At 66.3% G+C, this 17,778-nt stretch carries 17 protein-coding genes; all 17 read left to right on the forward strand.

Annotation, left to right across the window (positions count from 1 at the left end; all coding sequences use genetic code 11):
* Nucleotides 1–2: 2 nt before the first annotated feature.
* The 17 genes from AC6H2I_RS14800 (at nt 3) to AC6H2I_RS14880 (ending at nt 17,708) form a co-directional block, all read left to right on the forward strand.
* On the forward strand, nt 3–1,031 hold the full coding sequence (locus tag AC6H2I_RS14800) for an NAD-dependent epimerase/dehydratase family protein (protein ID WP_497501484.1): 1,029 nt from the start codon (nt 3–5) through the stop codon (nt 1,029–1,031).
* On the forward strand, nt 1,028–2,617 hold the full coding sequence (locus AC6H2I_RS14805; RefSeq protein ID WP_497501426.1) for a PfkB family carbohydrate kinase: 1,590 nt from the start codon (nt 1,028–1,030) through the stop codon (nt 2,615–2,617). Before AC6H2I_RS14800 ends, AC6H2I_RS14805 begins: the two co-directional genes overlap by 4 nt.
* 14 nt (nt 2,618–2,631) lie before the next feature.
* The gene (locus tag AC6H2I_RS14810; RefSeq protein WP_497501427.1) at nt 2,632–3,234 is read left to right on the forward strand and encodes an SIS domain-containing protein; all 603 of its coding nucleotides are present in this window, start codon (nt 2,632–2,634) and stop codon (nt 3,232–3,234) included.
* Entirely contained in the window at nt 3,231–3,851 is a 621-nt protein-coding gene (locus AC6H2I_RS14815; RefSeq protein WP_497501428.1) for a hypothetical protein, read from the forward strand. Before AC6H2I_RS14810 ends, AC6H2I_RS14815 begins: the two co-directional genes overlap by 4 nt.
* The gene (locus AC6H2I_RS14820; protein WP_497501429.1) at nt 3,832–4,866 is read left to right on the forward strand and encodes an aminoglycoside phosphotransferase family protein; all 1,035 of its coding nucleotides are present in this window, start codon (nt 3,832–3,834) and stop codon (nt 4,864–4,866) included. Before AC6H2I_RS14815 ends, AC6H2I_RS14820 begins: the two co-directional genes overlap by 20 nt.
* A gap of 103 nt (nt 4,867–4,969) precedes the next feature.
* Nucleotides 4,970–5,392 (forward strand): VOC family protein, encoded by a 423-nt coding sequence (locus AC6H2I_RS14825; protein WP_497501430.1) that lies wholly within the window; start codon nt 4,970–4,972, stop codon nt 5,390–5,392.
* Nucleotides 5,389–6,552, forward strand: a complete 1,164-nt coding sequence (locus AC6H2I_RS14830; protein ID WP_497501431.1) for a class I SAM-dependent methyltransferase — start codon at nt 5,389–5,391, stop codon at nt 6,550–6,552. The genes AC6H2I_RS14825 and AC6H2I_RS14830 overlap by 4 nt, the downstream gene beginning before the upstream one ends.
* Nucleotides 6,553–6,594: 42 nt before the next feature.
* Entirely contained in the window at nt 6,595–7,698 is a 1,104-nt protein-coding gene (locus AC6H2I_RS14835; RefSeq protein WP_497501432.1) for an FAD-dependent oxidoreductase, read from the forward strand.
* 29 nt (nt 7,699–7,727) lie between these two features.
* Nucleotides 7,728–8,882: a radical SAM protein gene (locus AC6H2I_RS14840; RefSeq protein ID WP_497501433.1), complete on the forward strand. Its 1,155-nt coding sequence runs from the start codon at nt 7,728–7,730 to the stop codon at nt 8,880–8,882.
* A gap of 36 nt (nt 8,883–8,918) precedes the next feature.
* A complete protein-coding gene (locus tag AC6H2I_RS14845) occupies nt 8,919–9,770 on the forward strand; it encodes a transketolase (RefSeq protein WP_497501434.1) in 852 nt (283 codons plus the stop codon).
* A gap of 3 nt (nt 9,771–9,773) precedes the next feature.
* The gene (locus AC6H2I_RS14850) at nt 9,774–10,721 is read left to right on the forward strand and encodes a transketolase family protein (protein ID WP_497501435.1); all 948 of its coding nucleotides are present in this window, start codon (nt 9,774–9,776) and stop codon (nt 10,719–10,721) included.
* Nucleotides 10,714–11,544 carry a sporadic carbohydrate cluster 2OG-Fe(II) oxygenase gene (locus AC6H2I_RS14855; protein WP_497501436.1) on the forward strand — a complete coding sequence of 277 codons (831 nt, stop codon included), beginning with the start codon at nt 10,714–10,716 and terminating at the stop codon, nt 11,542–11,544. Before AC6H2I_RS14850 ends, AC6H2I_RS14855 begins: the two co-directional genes overlap by 8 nt.
* Nucleotides 11,537–11,974 carry an LIC12192 family sporadic carbohydrate cluster protein gene (locus tag AC6H2I_RS14860; protein WP_497501437.1) on the forward strand — a complete coding sequence of 146 codons (438 nt, stop codon included), beginning with the start codon at nt 11,537–11,539 and terminating at the stop codon, nt 11,972–11,974. The genes AC6H2I_RS14855 and AC6H2I_RS14860 overlap by 8 nt, the downstream gene beginning before the upstream one ends.
* The gene (locus AC6H2I_RS14865; RefSeq protein WP_497501438.1) at nt 11,967–12,632 is read left to right on the forward strand and encodes a class I SAM-dependent methyltransferase; all 666 of its coding nucleotides are present in this window, start codon (nt 11,967–11,969) and stop codon (nt 12,630–12,632) included. Before AC6H2I_RS14860 ends, AC6H2I_RS14865 begins: the two co-directional genes overlap by 8 nt.
* Nucleotides 12,610–13,725 (forward strand): Gfo/Idh/MocA family protein, encoded by a 1,116-nt coding sequence (locus tag AC6H2I_RS14870; RefSeq protein WP_497501439.1) that lies wholly within the window; start codon nt 12,610–12,612, stop codon nt 13,723–13,725. The genes AC6H2I_RS14865 and AC6H2I_RS14870 overlap by 23 nt, the downstream gene beginning before the upstream one ends.
* Nucleotides 13,725–15,020 carry a methyltransferase domain-containing protein gene (locus AC6H2I_RS14875; protein WP_497501440.1) on the forward strand — a complete coding sequence of 432 codons (1,296 nt, stop codon included), beginning with the start codon at nt 13,725–13,727 and terminating at the stop codon, nt 15,018–15,020. Before AC6H2I_RS14870 ends, AC6H2I_RS14875 begins: the two co-directional genes overlap by 1 nt.
* A gap of 210 nt (nt 15,021–15,230) precedes the next feature.
* On the forward strand, nt 15,231–17,708 hold the full coding sequence (locus AC6H2I_RS14880; protein ID WP_497501441.1) for a phytanoyl-CoA dioxygenase family protein: 2,478 nt from the start codon (nt 15,231–15,233) through the stop codon (nt 17,706–17,708).
* Nucleotides 17,709–17,778 lie beyond the last annotated feature (70 nt).

A 17,778-nucleotide genomic window follows, 5' to 3' on the forward strand; every position in this document is an offset into this window, starting at 1 on the left:
CCATGGCAAACGCGAGTCCCCACGCCCCCGTTGCCGTCGTCACCGGTGGTTGCGGCTTCATCGGCAGTCACATGGTCGACCTGCTGCTGTCGCGTGGCTACCGTGTGCGCGTGATCGACAGCCTTGTCGGGGGGCGTGAGGCCAACCTCGCCCACCATGCCGCGGATTCCCGCTTGTCGCTGGAGATCGGCGACATCCGCTCCCTGGAACCGGACAACACGCTCTTCGCCGGGGCCGACGCCGTGTTCCACTTCGCCGGCATCGGCGATATCGTGCCGTCGATCGAGCGGCCGATCGAGTACATGGACACCAATGTCATGGGAACGGTTCGCGTGCTCGAGGGCGCCCGAGCCGCCGGCATCCGGAAGTTCGTCTATGCCGCTTCGTCCACCTGCTACGGACTGGCGGAGGTGCCGACGCGCGAGGATCATCCCATCGATCCGAAGTATCCCTACGCGCTCAGCAAGTACCAGGGCGAGCAGGCGGTATTCCATTGGAACCGCGTCTACGGCTTGCCGGCCAACTCCATCCGCATCTTCAACGCCTATGGCACGCGCTCACGGACGTCGGGTGCGTACGGCGCGGTGATCGGCGTCTTCCTGCGCCAGAAGCTGGCGGGCAAGCCGTTCACCGTGGTCGGTGACGGCACGCAGCGCCGCGACTTCATCTACGTCACCGACGTGGCCCGTGCCTTCCTGGCCGCGGCGGAGACGAACCGGGCCGGCCGCGCCTACAACGTCGGTGCGGGCAACCCGCAGCCGGTCAACCGCCTCGTCGAGCTGCTGGGGGGCGAGGTCACCCACCTTCCCAAGCGTCCGGGCGAGCCGGACTGCACCTGGGCCGACATCACGCGCATCCGGGATGAACTCGGCTGGTCGCCCGAGGTGGACTTTGCCGAGGGCGTGGGGCGCGTCCTGCAGAACATCGATTACTGGGCCGAGGCACCCCTTTGGACTCCGGACGCCATTGCCCGGGCGACGTCGTCCTGGTTTCGCTATCTCGGTCCCGGAACGACGGAGCCAACCGCATGACCGCGGGAAACACGACGATGGACGCCCGGACGGCCACGGGCCGGCAGGCGCCGATGGACGCCCTCGCGCACAAGATGCGGCCCCTGAACGATCTCGTGCGCATCACCGAAGCAGCGCGGGCCGCGGGAGAGACCGTCGTGCTGGCGCACGGTGTCTTCGACCTCCTGCACATGGGGCACGTGCGCCATCTCCAGGAGGCGCGGCGGAACGGCACCATGCTGATCGTCACGCTGACGCCGGACCGCTTCGTGAACAAGGGCCCGAACCGGCCCGTGTTCACCGAGGTGCTGCGCATGGAGATGCTGGCTTCCCTGTCGTTCGTCGACTACGTCGCGATCAACATCGGGCCGACGGCGGAGCCGGCGATCGCGGCGGTCCGGCCGCACGTCTACGTCAAGGGCCCGGACTATGCCGACGCGGCCCAGGACGTCACCGGCAAGATCCATGACGAGCGTGCGCTGGTCGAGAGCTATGGCGGCCGCATCACCTTCACCGAGGACATCACCTTCAGTTCCACGGAACTGATCAACCGTTACCTCAACCCGTTCCATCCCGACCTGCGCGAGTTTCTCGATGGCATGCGGGGGTCCGGCGATCTCGAGCGCATACGGGCGCTGATCGAAGACGTCGGGTCCAAGCGTGTCCTGATCGTCGGCGACAGCATCATCGACGAATACCGGTACGTCCTGCCGATGAGCAAGACGCCGAAGGAAAACCTGATCGCCACGCTGCACCAGTCGGGCGAGTTGTTCGCCGGCGGCGTGCTGGCAACGGCGAATCACGTCGCCAGCCTGTGCCGGGAGGTCGACGTCCTGACGGTGCTGGGCGGCGAAGACAGCCGTGAGGAGTTCATCCGCACTCACCTCAAGCCCAATGTCGGGCTGCGCGCGCTGGTTCGCGGGAAGGGGCCCACGACCCGCAAGTGCCGGTACGTCGATCAGAGCACGCTGCGCAAGCTGTTCGAGGTCTATCACATGGACGACACGCCGGTCGAACCGGCGCTGGAAAGCGTCCTGATCAACACCATCCGCTCCATCGCCGCCGACTATGACCTGGTGATCGTCAACGATTTCGGTCATGGAATGATCTCGCCGGCGAGCGTCGCTGCGCTCATCGAGAGCGCCCGGTTCCTTGCGGTCAACACCCAGACCAACAGCGCCAATTTCGGCTACAACCTGATCACCAGGTTTCCGCGCGCCGATTACGTCTGCATCGACGCGGCCGAGGCGCGGCTGGCGGCCGGCGACAAGTTCAGCCCGGTCGACGCGATCATCGGCGAGCGCCTGGCTCCGGCCATCCGCTGTCCGCGGATCATCGTCACCCAGGGTGCGAAGGGCTGCATCGGGTACACCGAAGGAGAGCCGCCGTGCCGGGTGCCGGCCTTTGCCGACCGGGTGGTCGACACGGTCGGCGCGGGCGACGCCTTCCTGGCGGTGACCGCGCCTCTGATGGCCGCGGGCGGTCACCTGCGCGACGTGGCGTTCGTCGGCAACGTGGCCGGTGCCCTCAAGGTGGGCATCGTTGGCCACCGGGCGTCGGTCGACAAGGCGGCCCTGATCAAGTCCATCATCTCCCTGCTGCGCTGAAGGATGCCCGGCCGATGGCCCGTTCCGACGTTCAGGACTATTTCGCCACGCTCGCCTCTCTGTGCGGCAGCGCCGGCGCCACCGACGACGCCGGGCGGGCGATGACGCTGGAGGAGGCGGTGGCGGCGGCCATCGCCGCGATGCGGGCGGCCGGCGAGCGCTGCAACAAGCTGATGGTGGTCGGCAACGGCGGCAGCGCGGGGATTGCTAGCCATCTTGCCATCGATTACTCCAAGAACGGAGGCATCCCGACGATGGCATTCAATGACGGGGCTGCCCTGACCTGCCTTGGCAACGATCTCGGCTACGAGAACGTCTTTTCGCGCCAGATCACCATGTTCGGCCGCGAAGGCGACCTGCTCGTCGCGATCAGCAGTTCAGGCCGCTCGCCCAACATTCTGGAGGCGGTCAAGGCGGCGCGGGCGCTCGGCTGCGGAGTGCTGACGCTGAGCGGCTTCGACGCTGACAACCCTTTGCGACGCATGGGTGACCTCAACTTCCACGTGGCCTCGCACCTCTATGGCTTCGTCGAGGTGTCCCATCTCGCCATCTGCCACGCCATTCTCGACATCGCCATGGGCTGGTCATCGGCGAGGGCGGAGACCGGGCGGGCATGATCCCGGAATCGCTCGGCATCGACTTTGACAACACGATCGTCTGCTACGACCATGTCTTTGCACCGGCCGCTGCCGCCATGGGTCTTCTCGATCACGATTTCTGCGGCGACAAGGCGGCGGTGAAGGCCGCGATCCGCGCATCCGCCGCCGGGGAGGCCGGTTGGATGCGCCTGCAGGGACAGGTCTATGGCCGCTTCATGGCGCGCGCACGCCTGCACGACGGGGTGCCGGCTTTCCTGGCGGCATGCCGGGAACGCGGCGTTCCCGTCCGCATCATCAGCCACAAGACCGAGCACGGCCATTTCGACGACGCCCGCGTCAACCTGCGCGATGCGGCGCTGCGGTGGATGGCCGATACCGGCCTGTTCGACACCGCCCGGACCGGGTTGGTGCCGGAGCGGGTCCACTTCGAGGCGACCCGCGACGCCAAGATCCGCCGCATTGCCGGGTCCGGGTGTTCCGATTTCATCGATGACCTGCCCGAGGTCCTGCTCGACCCTGCGTTTCCGAGCGGCGTCAGCCGCCATCTGATCATGGCGGACGCTCCCGGCGGAACGGCGGGGGGCATCCGGACCTACCGCGGCTGGAGCGACCTGTATGACGCCTTTTTCCGCTGACCCGCCGACCAGGGACCCGGCCGCGATTGCTGCCGACCTTCTGGGAAGACCGGTGACCGGGGTGGCGAGCGTCTACGGCGGCCGCAACAGCCGGGTCTTCCGGATCACCTGCGGTGGCGACTCCTACGCGCTCAAGCTCTATGCCTCCCACGGTGACGATCGCGACCGTCTGGGCGGCGAGACGGGGGCTCTGGCGTTCCTGGCGCGGCACGGCGTCTCCATGGTGCCGCGGGTCATCGCGGCGGATCCCGGCCGCGGTGCCGCGGTGTTTACCTGGGCGGACGGCGGCCCGGCACTGCCCGCCGGGGCGGCGGATGTGGACGCGGCCCTGGACTTTCTCAGGATCGTACACGGGCTGCGCGGCGCCGACGGCGCGCGTGCCCTGGGTTCGGCGACCGAAGCCTGCCTGTCTCCGGCGGAGTTGCTGGAGCAACTTGAGCGGCGTCACCGGCGCCTGCGCACGGCGGCCGGCAATCGCATCGGCAGCCTTCTGGAAGACGGGATACGGCCCCTGCTGGATGAGGCCGCGGAGCGCGCGCGGCGACTGCTGGAGTGCGCCGGAACCGTCCCGGACGCCGACCTCCCGTGGGAGGCCCGGACGCTCAGCCCGTCGGACTTCGGATTCCACAACGCGCGGCGCGACCACTGCGGGGCATTGACGTTCCTCGATTTCGAGTATTTCGGATGGGACGATCCGGTGAAGCTGGTGGCCGATGTGCTGCTGCACCCCGGCATGGAGCTGGAGCCGGAGCTGCGAGCCCGGTTCCGGGCCGGTGCCGACCGCATCTACGGCAACGATGATGCCTTCGCCGTCCGACTGTCGGTGCTCCTGCCGCTCTATGCCCTGCGCTGGTGTCTGATCATTCTCAACGAATTCCTGCCCGAGCGCTGGCAGCAGCGCCTCCACGCCGGCGTGAGCGAATCCCGGGACGCGGTCCTGGCGGTGCAGGAAGCCAAGGCGCGTCGTTTCCTGGAGCGGGCCGCCGATCTCGCGGGGCAGGCGGCGGGGAATTAACAGATGCTTTACTGCCCACCCTATACTCAGTCGTTGACGAAGACGACATCCGCAGGCTGTGGCTGCGGCCAACGGCGGGACGCAATTGGCGAGGAGCCAAGCCATGCTCAAACGGCTTTCGCATGCGTGCCTCGGCAGCGGTGATCTTCCGCGGACCGTCACTTTTTACCGCGATGTCCTGGGCTGCACCGTCGCGCACGAGTTCCGCAACGATCGGGATGAGCTGTACGGGGCCATGCTGTCATGCGGTGACGGCACCTTCCTTGAGTTCTTTCGCGATGCCGAGTCGAAGCCGGATGGTGGCCGGTTCCGTCACCTGTGCTTCGAGGTCAACGACATCGAGGAGGCGGCCGGGCGGCTGCGCGCGCTCGGGCACGCCTGCGAAGTGCGGCGCGGCCGTACCGACCGGATATTGCAATTCTTCATCCACGACCCGGACGGCGTCATGATCGAGTTCCACCAGCACGACGCCGAATCGGTTCTGCTGCCGTGGCTCGCGGGCCGGCCGGAAAAGGAAGTTTCATGAGCGACCGCACCACCGCCTCCCATCTCGGGTTCTACACGGCCCACAAGATCTCGCCGGTCCGCCAGGACGTTTCCGACACAGAACGCCACTTCCAGCGCCGGCACGCCCTCTACCGCCAACTCGGTATCGCGCCTGGCACGCTGGCCGGCCGGCGGGTGCTCGAGGTCGGCCCCGGCAGTGGCCACAACGCCCTTTACACGGCCAGCCTGGCGCCGCGGCAATACATCCTCGTCGAGGGGAACCCGACGGGGATCGAGCACATGCGTGCCCTCTTTGCCGGGCATCCTGCGACGACCGGAATGATCGAGATTGTGGGGAGTCGCCTGGAGGACTACCGCCCCGACGACGTTTCCGACTTCGTCTTCTGCGAAGGGCTGCTGTCCGGCGTGCCGAACCCCGAGGAGATTCTGGCGATCCTGTCGGCAGCGACGGCCCCTGGAGGCATGCTGGTGATCACGTGCGTCGATCACCTGTCGCACTTCCCCGAGACCATCCGTCGCCTGATGGCGCAGTTGGCCTCCGATCCCGATGCGCCGCTCGAAGACCGCGTGGCCCGCATCCTGCCAATGATGGAACCGCATCTGGCCAGCCTGCGCTTTGCCAACCGCCGCTTCGATGACTGGGTCATCGACAATCTGATCCATCCCGGCTCGATCATTCCGCTGATCAACGTTCCCGAGGCGATTGCCGTTCTGGCTCCCGAGTTCCAATTCTTCGGCTCGTCACCACACTTCGTCAGTGACTGGCGGTGGTACAAATCCATCGTCGGTGACGAGTGGGACTTCAACGCAAACGCCATCACCCACTATTGGCAACTTGCCCACAACCTGCTTGATCACCGTTGCGTCCTGCCGTCGCGGCCGGTCGAAGACAACCAGCGTCTCTACGACCTCTGCACCCGGGCGCGCGCCCAGGTCGCTGCGTTCGAGCACGACCGCCGGCCGGTGTTCGTGGAGCGCTTCAACGCCCTGCTGGCCGAAATCGTTGCTGACGCGCAAACCTTCTCGCCGATGATCGCCGACGCCCTGCAGGAGGCGGCCGACCTGCTGGCGGGAAGCACCGTCGATCCAGCGGCCATAGCGGCGGCGCCGCGGTTCGGTTCCCTGTTCGGCCGCGGGCAGCAGTACCTGAGTTTGACGAAGACCCGTTCCGCTGCGTAAACATCCGCACGTCCTGGCGATGCGCGAAACGAAGGAGTGTTCATGACACGGGTGCTGATCATCGGCGGCGGATTCGCCGGCTGCATCGCCGCCGACATGCTGTGCGACAAGGGCTACGATGTCACGTTGGTGGAACAGGCGCCGTTCCTCGGGGGCGGTTGCAAGACCTTCTACTACGGCGGCCACCCCTACACGCTCGGCCCCCGGCACTTCCTGACACGTCGCGAGGAGGTCTTCGAGTTCCTGAACCGGAAGTGTCCGATGCGGCGCTACGAGGAGGGGCACGAGTTCCTCACCTACATCGAACGCGACCAAAGCTTCTATCATTTCCCGATCCACCGCGACGAGGTGGAGGAAATGCCGGATCGCGAGCAGATCCTGAAGGAACTGGCGGAATGCCGGGGCCCCGAGGGCGCCCGGAACCTCGAGGAATACTGGGTCTTCTCGGTCGGACCCACCCTCTATGACAAGTTCGTCGACGGTTACTCGCGCAAGATGTGGGGGATCGAGAGCAACACAGAGATCACCGATTTCGGATTCACACCGAAGGGGGTGGCGCTCAAGTCCGGATCGAAGGCTGCGTGGTCCGATGCAATTTCCGGATTTCCCTTTGCCTTCAATGGCTATGATGATTATTTTCCGCGGGCGACCGACCGGGCGAAAGTGCACCTCGAGACCACCATCGAGGACTACGACATCGCCAACCGCCGGGTGCGGATCGCCGGCGAGTGGCACGCCTACGACCTCATCGTCTCCACGGTGTCGCCGGAGGTCATCCTCAAGAACGAATTCGGCCCGCTGCGCTGGGCCGGCCGTGATTTCCTGAAGATCGTGCTACCGGTGGAAAGCGTATTCCCGAAGGAGATCTACTTCCTCTATTACGCGAACGCGGAACCGTTCACCCGGATCGTCGAATACAAAAAATTCTATCACTACGAATCACCGACGACGTTGCTTGGCATTGAGGTCCCGTCGACCCGCAATAAACTCTATCCATACCCGATGAAAGCTGACCAGGACCGCCACCAGCAGTATGTCGAAGCCCTGCCCGATGGCGTCTTCTCGATCGGCCGTAATGGCAGCTACCGTTACCTCGACGTCGGCCTGACGATCGAGCAGTGTATGGACGTTTTCCGGGACGTGTAACCCGGCGCAATCGGAGCGGAGATGCGGACATGGGAGCCAACGCGATGGAAAGCGGCGCGGCGGCGGACTACCGGGCGGACGAGGGCGAGCCGCTCGGCGACCTGCCCACTCCGGAGCCGGTGCCGGACATGCAGGCCTATCTGCGCGAGCGCCGCATCTGCCTGTCGCGCTCGCCGGAGCGGCTGCGCAACTACATCGCCTACATGCGCGCCGATCGCCGCCAGGCGCAGGTATCGTACCTGCCGGTGCGCATGGACTTCGAGAACGTCAGCCGCTGCAACTTCCGCTGCACCATGTGCGCCGTCAGCGAATGGCCCAAGGGTCAGCGCGCCGTCGACATGCCGCCTGGGGAGTTCAAGCGGATTATCGACGACCTGCCAGGACTGGTGGAGATCAAGGTCCAGGGGCTGGGCGAACCGACACTACAGCGCGACGATTATTTCGCGATGATCCGCTACGCTCGCGCCCGCCATATTTGGGTGCGGACGACGACCAACGCCTCACTGCTGCACCTTCACGACAACCACCGCAAACTCATCGATTCCGGCGTCAACGAGGTGCAGATCTCCATCGACGGCGCCGACAAGGACACCTTCGAATCGATCCGCCGCGGCGCCGTGTTCGACCGCGTCGTCGAAAACTGCAAGCTGATCAATGGCTACTGCGCCGACCTCGGCATTGAGCGAACCAAGATGTGGACGGTCGTGCAGCGCGACAACCGTCACCAACTGCCGGCCCTCGTCGACCTCGCGGCGGAAATGGGCTTCCGCAGCATGGCCTTTTCCCTCAACCTCGTCGACTTCGGGCTGGAGCGCTGGCGCGACCGCAACGACGCGGTCACGGTCGAGGCACAGTTCACCCGGCGCGAGGTAATGGACCTGATCGCCCGCGGCGAGCGGCACGGCATTACCGTGCGCTTTTGGCGCGTGTCGGAGAAGTATCGCACCGGCGACCGCAACTCGCTTTGCCCATGGCCGTTCGAGCGGGCCTACGTGTCGTCGGACCTGCGTCTCGTGCCGTGCTGCATCATCGGCAACCCCGAGGTCAGCGAACTGGGCGACGCCCGCGACATCGCGTCGGTGTGGCACGGCGAGCGCGCCACCGCCTTCCGGCAGGCGCACATCGACGGCGCCGTGCCGAAGGAATGCCGATCCTGCTATGACCTGCGTGATCCGAAGGCCTGACCGGCCCCGGTCCGGCCCCACCGTCGGAGTGACTGAATGACCGTCGACCCCGTTGCGCTCGCACGCAGCCCCTTCCCGGACACCGCTCTCGACGGCCGGTCGCGCGCCTTGCGCCGGCTCGTGGTCGACGCCCTCGCCGGCGGCGGCCGCGGGCACATCGGTTCCTCAATGTCGCTGATCGAGATCCTGCGCGTCCTCTACGACGAGGTCCTGCGGTTCCGGCCGGACCAGCCGGTTTGGCCGGAGCGCGACCGCTGCGTGCTCAGCAAGGGGCACGGCTGCTTGGCGCTCTACGCGCTGCTCGCCGATAAGGGCTATTTCCCGGCCGACGCCCTGCGGGACTTCTGCCGGTCCCACTCCTTCCTCGGCGGCCATCCCGAGGCCGGCAAGGTCCCCGGCGTCGAGGCGTCGACCGGCGCGCTCGGCCACGGGCTGTCGATCGGCGTGGGCATGGCCCTCGCGCAGCGCATGGCCCGGCGCAACTCCCGCGTCTTCGTCGTTATGGGCGACGGCGAGATCAACGAGGGCTCGGTCTGGGAGGCGGCGATGTCCGCCGCCAAGCACCGCCTCGCCACCCTGACCGCCGTCGTCGACTACAACAAGATCCAATCAGCCGGCCCGACCGCCGAGATCCTCGACCTGGAGCCGCTGGCCGACAAATGGCGGGCGTTCGGCTTCGCGGTGGAGGAGGTCGACGGCCACGACGTCGCCGCCCTGTCGGCGCTGTTCCACCGCCTTCCCCTCGACCCCGATCGGCCGACCGCCGTCGTCGCCCACACCGTCAAGGGCAAGGGTATTCCCTTCGCCGAACACGATCCCGACTGGCACCACAAATCGCGGGTGCCGGCGGCCATGGCGGCCGACCTCTACGCCGCGCTGGAGGGCTGAGCGATGCGCAAGACCTGCCTCGACATGGTCCACCAGCTCGCCCGGCGTGATTCGCGGGTGGTGTTCATCGGCTCCGACCTCAGCCCCAGCCTGCTGGACGGCATGCACGCGGAGTTCCCCGACCGCCACTACATGGAAGGCGTGGCCGAGCAGCACGTGGTCGGCATGGCCGCGGGCATGGCGCTGGACGGCTGGGTGCCCTACGTCAACACCATCGCCACCTTCATCACCCGGCGCTGCTATGAGCAGGTCGCGGTCGACCTCTGCCTGCACGACCTGCCGGTCCGGCTCATCGGCAACGGCGGCGGACTGGTCTACGCGCCGCTCGGGCCGACGCACCAGGCGATCGAGGACATCGCCATCCTGCGCGCCCTGCCGAACATGACCATCGTCGCCCCGGCCGATGCCGAAGAGATGGCACGCTTCATGGAGACGACGCTCGACTGGCCGCACCCGATCTATATCCGCCTTGCCAAGGGCGGCGATCCCGTTGTCACCCGTGCCGCGGACGGCTTCGCCATCGGCCGGGCCTATCACCTGCGCGAGGCGTCAGCCCGACGGCGCGGGCCGGTGCTGCTGGTCGGCACCGGCATCGGCACCACCCGGGCGCTGGCGGCGGCCGAGCGCCTGGAGGCCGACAGCGTCGGCTGCCACGTCCTGCACATGCCGACGGTCAAGCCGCTGGACGTTGCGACGCTGGCCGACCTCGCCGGGACCGCGCGTCTGGTGGTGACGGTGGAGGAGCATTCGGTGATCGGGGGCCTCGGCAGCACGGTGGCCGACGCCCTGCTGGAGCGATTCGACGGACGGATGCCGCGGCTGCGCCGCTTCGGCATCCCCGACGTGTTCGCCACCCGCTACGGCAGCCAGGACGAACTGATGGACGGCTTCGGGCTCCACCCCGACGCCATCGCGGCAAGCGTGCGGGAGGCACTGTCCCTCAATGACTGACGGCGTGCCGGCCTACGCGCAGGACTTCTTCCAGCCCGAGGAGCGGGAGTTGATCGGCTCCTTCCTGGAGCACGGGCACGTCATCGTCCCCGTGGCGGATCGCCCCGCCCTCGATCGCATCCGCGACCGCGCCGCCGCGCTCGCCGCCGAGTCCCTGGGGGCTGCGATCCCGGCCGACGCCGGAGCCTTCCTCGACGGCGTGCACCGGCTCGTCATGCCCGACGCGCTGAACGAGGTGCGCCTGCACGTCATCCACGGGCTCAACCGCGAGCCATGGCTGAGGCCGGCCTACTTCGCGCTGGCCCGCCGGCCGCTGGAGATCCTGGTGGGCAACGAGTTGGCGATGCAGCGGCGCATCAACCTCTCGATCCAGCTGCCCGACGACGATTCCTCGCTGCTGCCGGTGCACGCCGACGTGTGGTCGGGCGACGCCCCCTCGGAGGTGGTGCTGTGGGTGCCGCTCGTCGACTGCCACGCCACCAAGAGCATGTTCATCGCCGAGCGCGGCGTCGACGAGGCCACCCAGGCGCGCCTCGCCGAGTACGACGGGCGTAGCGCAGAGGACCTGTACGGCGCCATTGAACCGGCGCTGACGTACCTCACCATCCCCTACGGCCACTGCCTGCTGTTCACGCAGAACCTGATGCACGGCAACCGGATCAACCGGGAACCGACCACGCGGTGGTCGATGAACTGCCGCTTCAAGGGGCTGATGACCCCGTACGCCGACAAGCGGCTAGGCGAATTCTTCGAGCCGGTCACCATGCGCCCGGCCACCCGCCTCGGCCTCACCTACCGCCTGCCGGAGGGCTTCCATGAGTGACGCCGGCCGGAGTAGGAGTCTACGCGGCCACCGCGGCTACATCGCCAGCCGGCCGCTGCTGGGCAGCCGGGTGCCCCAGCACATCCAGAACCTGGTCATCCGCGACTACGCCTGTCGCCGCGGTCTCGTCTACAAACTGAGCGCCACCGAATACGCGATGCCGCACTGCTACATGATGCTGGCCCAACTCATGGACGAGGAGTTGCCGCAGCTCGACGGTGTGATCGCTTACAGCCTCTTCATGCTGCCGGCTCGCGCGGAACGGCGGCGCGTTGTCTACGACCGCGTGCTGTCGCTCGGCCGTTCGCTACACGCCGCAGCCGAGGATCTGGTGCTGGCCACCGAGGCCGACGTCGCTCGCTGGGAGGATATCTTCCTTGTCCAAGCGGCCGTTGGGCGATCGGACAGGGAGGACGGCCGAAATGGCTGAGATTGACTTCGTCGGCGTTCTGCATCATGCCACCAAGCGGGACTACATCGGCCGCGTCGTTGAGCATGACAAGGCCGACTGCGCCGCCGTCGCTCGGCGCTGGGGGGCGGAGTATTGGGACGGATCGCGCCAGTACGGCTATGGCGGGTACCGCTACGATGGCCGCTGGCGACCGGTGGCCGAAGCCATGGCTCGCCACTACGGGCTGACGGCGGGCAGCCGCGTGCTGGACGTCGGCTGCGGTAAGGCGCACCTGCTCTACGAATTCACGCAAGCGATACCCGGCATCGAGGTGGCGGGGGTCGACATCTCGGAATACGGCATCGCCAACGCCCCGGAGGAGGTGCAACCATTCTTGCAGGTGGCGCCGGCGCAGAGTCTGCCGTTCGCCGATGCCGGCTTCGACCTCGTCATCTCGCTCAACACGTTGCACAACCTGTACCTGCCGGACGTCTTCGCCGCGGTGCGCGAGATCCAGCGAGTCGGCCGCTCGCCGTCGAAGTACATCCTGGTGGAGTCCTATCGCAACGAACGGGAGAAGGCGAACCTGCTGTACTGGCAACTCACCTGCGAGGCGTTCTTCACGCCCGAGGAGTGGGCCTGGATCTACCGGCAATGCGGCTACGATGGCGACCATGGCTTCATCACCTTCGAGTGAGCCGCGGTCGCTGGGCGTCGGCTTCGTCGGCGCCGGCATGGTCGGGCAGGTGGCGCACATCGCCAATTTCGCCAGGACCGCCAGTTGCCGGCCGGCGGCCCTGGCCGAGTTGCGCCCCGAACTGGGCCGGCGGGTCGCGGAGCGCTTCGGCATCGCAAAGCTCTACCCCGACCACCGCGCCATGCTCGCCGACCCGGAGGTCGAGGCGGTGGTGGTGGTGACCCGCCGCCCGGCGACCGGGCCGGTGGTGCTGGACTGCCTGGAGGCCGGACGGCACGTGCTGTCGGAAAAGCCGATGGCCCATACCGCGGTCCAGGCGGCCCGGCTGGTCGAGGCGGCGCGGCGCGCCGGCGTGCGCTACGCCGTCGGCTTCATGAAGCGCCACGACGCCGGCTACCAGCGCTTCAAGACCCTTTACGACGGCTTCATCAGCACGGGCGAATTGGGGCGAGTGCTCCTGCTGCGCGGCTACGTCCACGGCGGCGACTTCGCCGGCTGTGCCGACGGCTTCGTCATGACCGACGAGGTGCGGCCGGACGGTCTGGCGCTGTGGTCGACGGCGCCGGAGTGGGTGCCGCCGGGATTGGCCGACGACTACGCGTGGTTTCTCAACGTCTTCGTTCACGACCTGAACATCCTGCGCCATCTGGCCGGCGGCACGCCCGAGGTGACCCTCGCGGACCTGCACCGGCCGAACGGCCGTTTGGTTGGCTTCGACTGGGGCACATTCCCCGGGGTGCTGGAGATGGCCGAGGTGCCCTTCGCCGGCTGGCGGGAGGGCATCGACGTGCTGTTCGAGCGGGGCCGGCTGTCGCTGGCCTTCCCCTCGCCGCTGCTGCGCGACGTACCGGCGCGCGTGACCCTGGAGCGGGCCGGGCACGACACCGAGACGGTGGCACCCGCCGTCGCGGCGAGTTGGTCGTTTCGTCGGCAGGCGGAGGCCTTCGTCGCCGACGTCCGGCACGGCCGGGAACCGCTGGCCAGCGGCGCCGATTCGCTGGCCGACCTGGACCTGACCGAACGGATCTGGCGCCTAGCCCTGGACACGGGGCGTCTGCCCGTGCCGGCAGGCGGTGCCGAGGGGGAGAGTTGATGACCGAACTGTCGTACCACCGAGACACCTGCCGCCTGTGCGGGTCCGCCGACGTGGACTGCGTCGTGCCGCTGCGTCCGATCCCGGTCGCCACACCCAACATCGAGCTGGCCGCCGCCGCGGTCCCGGCCGACCGGCTGCAGCAGCACACTGTGCCGCTCGATCTCTATCTCTGCAACAATTGCGGCCATTTCCAGCTCCTCGACATCATCAACCCCGAGGTGCAGTACACCAACTTCCGCTACACGACCTCGGTATCGTTGGGGCTGCCCGAGCACTTCCGGCAGATGGCAGGAGAGGTACTTTCCCGCATCGGCGAGGCCGGCGATGGCCTCGTGCTGGAGGTCGGCAGCAACGACGGCACGCTGCTGCGCGCCTTCCGGGAACGGGGCGCGCGCGTGCTGGGCGTCGACCCTGCCCGGCGTATCGCCGAGCAGGCCACCGCGTCGGGCATCGAGACTGTGGCGGATTTCTTCACCGCCAGTCTGGCGCGGCGCATCCGCGACGAACGGGGGCCGGCCCGCATCGTCATCTGCAACAACACCTTCGCCAATATCGACGCGCTCGCCGATTTGGTCGGCGGCATCCGCACGGTGCTGGCACCCGGCGGCGTCTTCGTCTTTGAGACGTCCTATGGGGCCGACGTGGTGCGCAGGACGCTGATCGACACGGTCTACCACGAGCATCTCTCCTACTTCCTGGTGCGCCCGCTGGAGCGCTTCTTCCGGGAGCAGGGGCTGGAGCTGTACGACGTTGAGCATATCTGGACCAAGGGCGGCTCAATACGGGGCTACGTGCAGCACGCGGGCGGCGGGCGCCCGCGCGGCGGGTCGGTGAGCGCCATGGCGGCAGCCGAGCTGGCCGAGGGCTTCGACCGGGCGGAGACCTTCCGAGGCATGGCGCAACGCATCGACGCCATGCGGCTCGGCGTCGAGCGGGCGCTCGACCAGTACGCGGCCTCCGGTCGCCCGGTCGTCGGCTACGGCGCTTCGGTGGGAACCGTCACGCTAATCCACCAGCTCGGCCTCGCCCACAGGCTGGAGGCGGTGCTCGACGACAACCCTCTCGCCGACGCGCTGGTCGGTGCCGACCATCGCATTCCCATCCTGCCGTCTCAGGCGCTCTACGACCTCAATCCGGCACTGGTCATCATCCTGGCGTGGCGCTACGCGGCGCCGATCATCGCCCGCCACGAGCACTATGTCGTGGCCGGCGGGAAGTTCATGTCGGTAATGGATGCGGTGGAGGAGCTGACAGTGGGAACGCCGGATGCCACTCCATCGTCACGGATTTGAAGGTAGCCGTCGTCGGACCTGCGACAGTATGACTGCTACCGAAACGTATTAAGACGATCGAAAGATGTTGCTGCAAGCGTCTGAGTACAGCTCCTGGGCGAGCAGCCCCGGAGATTGGCGAGATGCCGGAGCCATCTTGGGAGCTTCGGCAACGCACAGAACGATGATGCAACGATGACGACGGCGATAACCCTTGGAATGAGACCTGACATGAAATCGGTCGAGCACCCCGAAGCAGCGCACCAGTTCCAGCCGACAACGCCGACCGTTTTTCGTGGCGTCATCCCGTCCTCCGAGATTGAGACGATCGCTGCACGGTTCCATCGGGCCTTTCACCACTATCAACGGCATGGCTGGTCGGCAACCGAGATAAACGTGGTCCATTTCCACCATTTTTTTGGCGATTCCGATTTCAAAGACCTTGTCCTTGATTACATATCTTTGTTTGTAAAATCTGAAGCGTTTGAGTATTGCACGAGATTAATGGGCGAAAACATCGCTTATTCGCTCAACATAAGCCAAATTCGTGTCCAGTTTCCGGAAGCGATGAAGAACCACGTTCCATTGCATCAAGACTTGACATTTACGGGTGTAGATTACCCGGTAGTCAACTGCTGGGTGCCCCTCGTCGACTGTGGGGAGCATGCGCCGGGCCTGGAGTTCATTGATCGGCCGCTTGCGGACGATCTCACCGATCTCGTCCAGACCGAGGTAAGCGACTATGCGATGTTCAGCTCGATCGACCTGACCAGCCGTGAGGCGTTCCTGCGCCAACGCTATCAGGGAGACTTGGTGGCACCGCGGCTGGCTGCGGGCGACTGCCTGGTGTTCGATCAGTTTGCCCTGCATCGGACCTACGTCACGCCGACGATGACGCGCCCCCGATACAGCCTGGAGCTTCGGGGGTACTCGGCCGAGCATCTTTACCGGAACCCGGACCGGTGGCTGCGCAATCGGCCCGAATCTGAGGTGATCGTCGCCAACAAGGGCCGCAGCGCCGTTTACTTGAGCCACTGTTCGATGGCCAGGATGGTGAATCGTAAGCAGGAGCGGTTCCAGTTCATCCAGGGTGATCGTCGGGCCGAGCAGGGCTGGGACGCATGCCTGACCCGTCTCGACGAGCTTCTGAGCAAAGCCGAGCAGTCGAGAACGCACCTTCGCGTCCGGTCGGACATGGAAGCGTTCCTGCAAACCAGCCCCTATGCGGGGCGGTGCTACATCTATCCCTACGGCGTCGATGCTCGTGCATTCCTGCCCATACTGCAAGCCAGCCCCGGACTGGAGGTCCTGGGTTTCATCGATCGCAAAGGTGAGGCACTTACCTCGCAGATCGGGCTACCGGTGATCACCCCCGATGAACTGTCCACACGTTCCTTCGATTTCGTCCTCATCGCCCATGTTTCCGAAAAGCGCGATGCCGAACTCCGGCTCCAGTTGAAGGCGGCCGGCGTTTCTGACGACAAGATCGTCAGCGTGTACGCCGACGAGCGGTTCTTCGCATTTACAATCGCCACCAAACTCGAAGAGATCGACACGTTGGCGGAATCGGGGTTCGATTACGTCGTGTTGCGGAATTCCCGCTCCCACATCATCCGGGACGCAGCCTTGCGGGAGGTCCTGCCGGTCGACCGGACGCTGGTCGTCAACCTAGGCAAGGAGGCCGAAACGGACGAGGCGTCCGGCTTCCGCATGGTATCGGTCCACCAGTGCCTTCCCGCCCTCGCGGCCCTGCTCAAGCGGATCAAGCCGCGCGCCGTCTATCTCCAGACGTCGATCGACGCCCACTATCTCGCGGCCTTCGTCCGCAAGACGATCCCGGAAACGAGCGTCGTTCACGAGATGTACGATTACTGGACCGCCTTGTCTGAGATGCCCATCGCCCGACTTGCCGCGGTGTTCGAGATTCCGCAATGGCAGATGGAACTCAACCACCTGGGCGAAGAATTTTCGTTGCGCCGGTCCGATCTGGTAATATCGAAGCGGTTCGGGTCATCTTGGCAGCCGGTGCTTCATGCAGACGGAGCTGCCTACACTGCCTATTACCCGCTGATTGACGGAAGTGTTCCCGAAACGTCCGACGGCGGCGCGGCGGCGGCGGCTGGAACCGCCCGACCGCTGGCCATTGTCGACGCCACGTCGCTTCAACCGCCCGAGTTCCTGCGGCAGGACCAGGATGTCTTCGTTTCGTACGCTCCCTTCGACTTCATGGAGCGTATGGCTGCGGTCGAGCGTGTCACTTTCGACGTCTTCAACAACTTCCATCTCGACGAGGCGCGGGATCAACGATTCTTCTACTATTTGTCGCGCTATGATCGGGGAGCGATCCACTACCATCGAGGTTTGCCCCTCAGCACGCTCATCAAGCGCCTCGCTGCCTTCGATTATGGCTGGCTGAATATTCCGGTTCCGCTTGGCCATCCCGATGCTCCGCACGTCGCCTTGAACCGCTTCACCGCTTATGTGGCCGCCGGTCTTCCGGTCATCGTGAACGCGAGGCTCGGCCATACCGCCGATCTGGTGCAGCGCTTCGGTGCGGGGATCGTCGTCGCCGACGCCACGGTGGAAGCAACACGCACAGCCCTGAAGGAGGTGGACCTCGGCGCACACCGTGTGGGCGTCCGTGCGCTTCGGCAGTACCTTCACGCGGAAAATCGCAAGGCCCTGGAGACGATGCGCAGCTTCCTTTGAGCGGCATCCCAGCGGCGGCGGCTTGCTGAGCGGCGTCTGGCTTCCTATGATCGACGTCGCGGTGCCGGCG

It is taken from the genome of Azospirillum sp. NS33 (genome assembly GCF_059703765.1).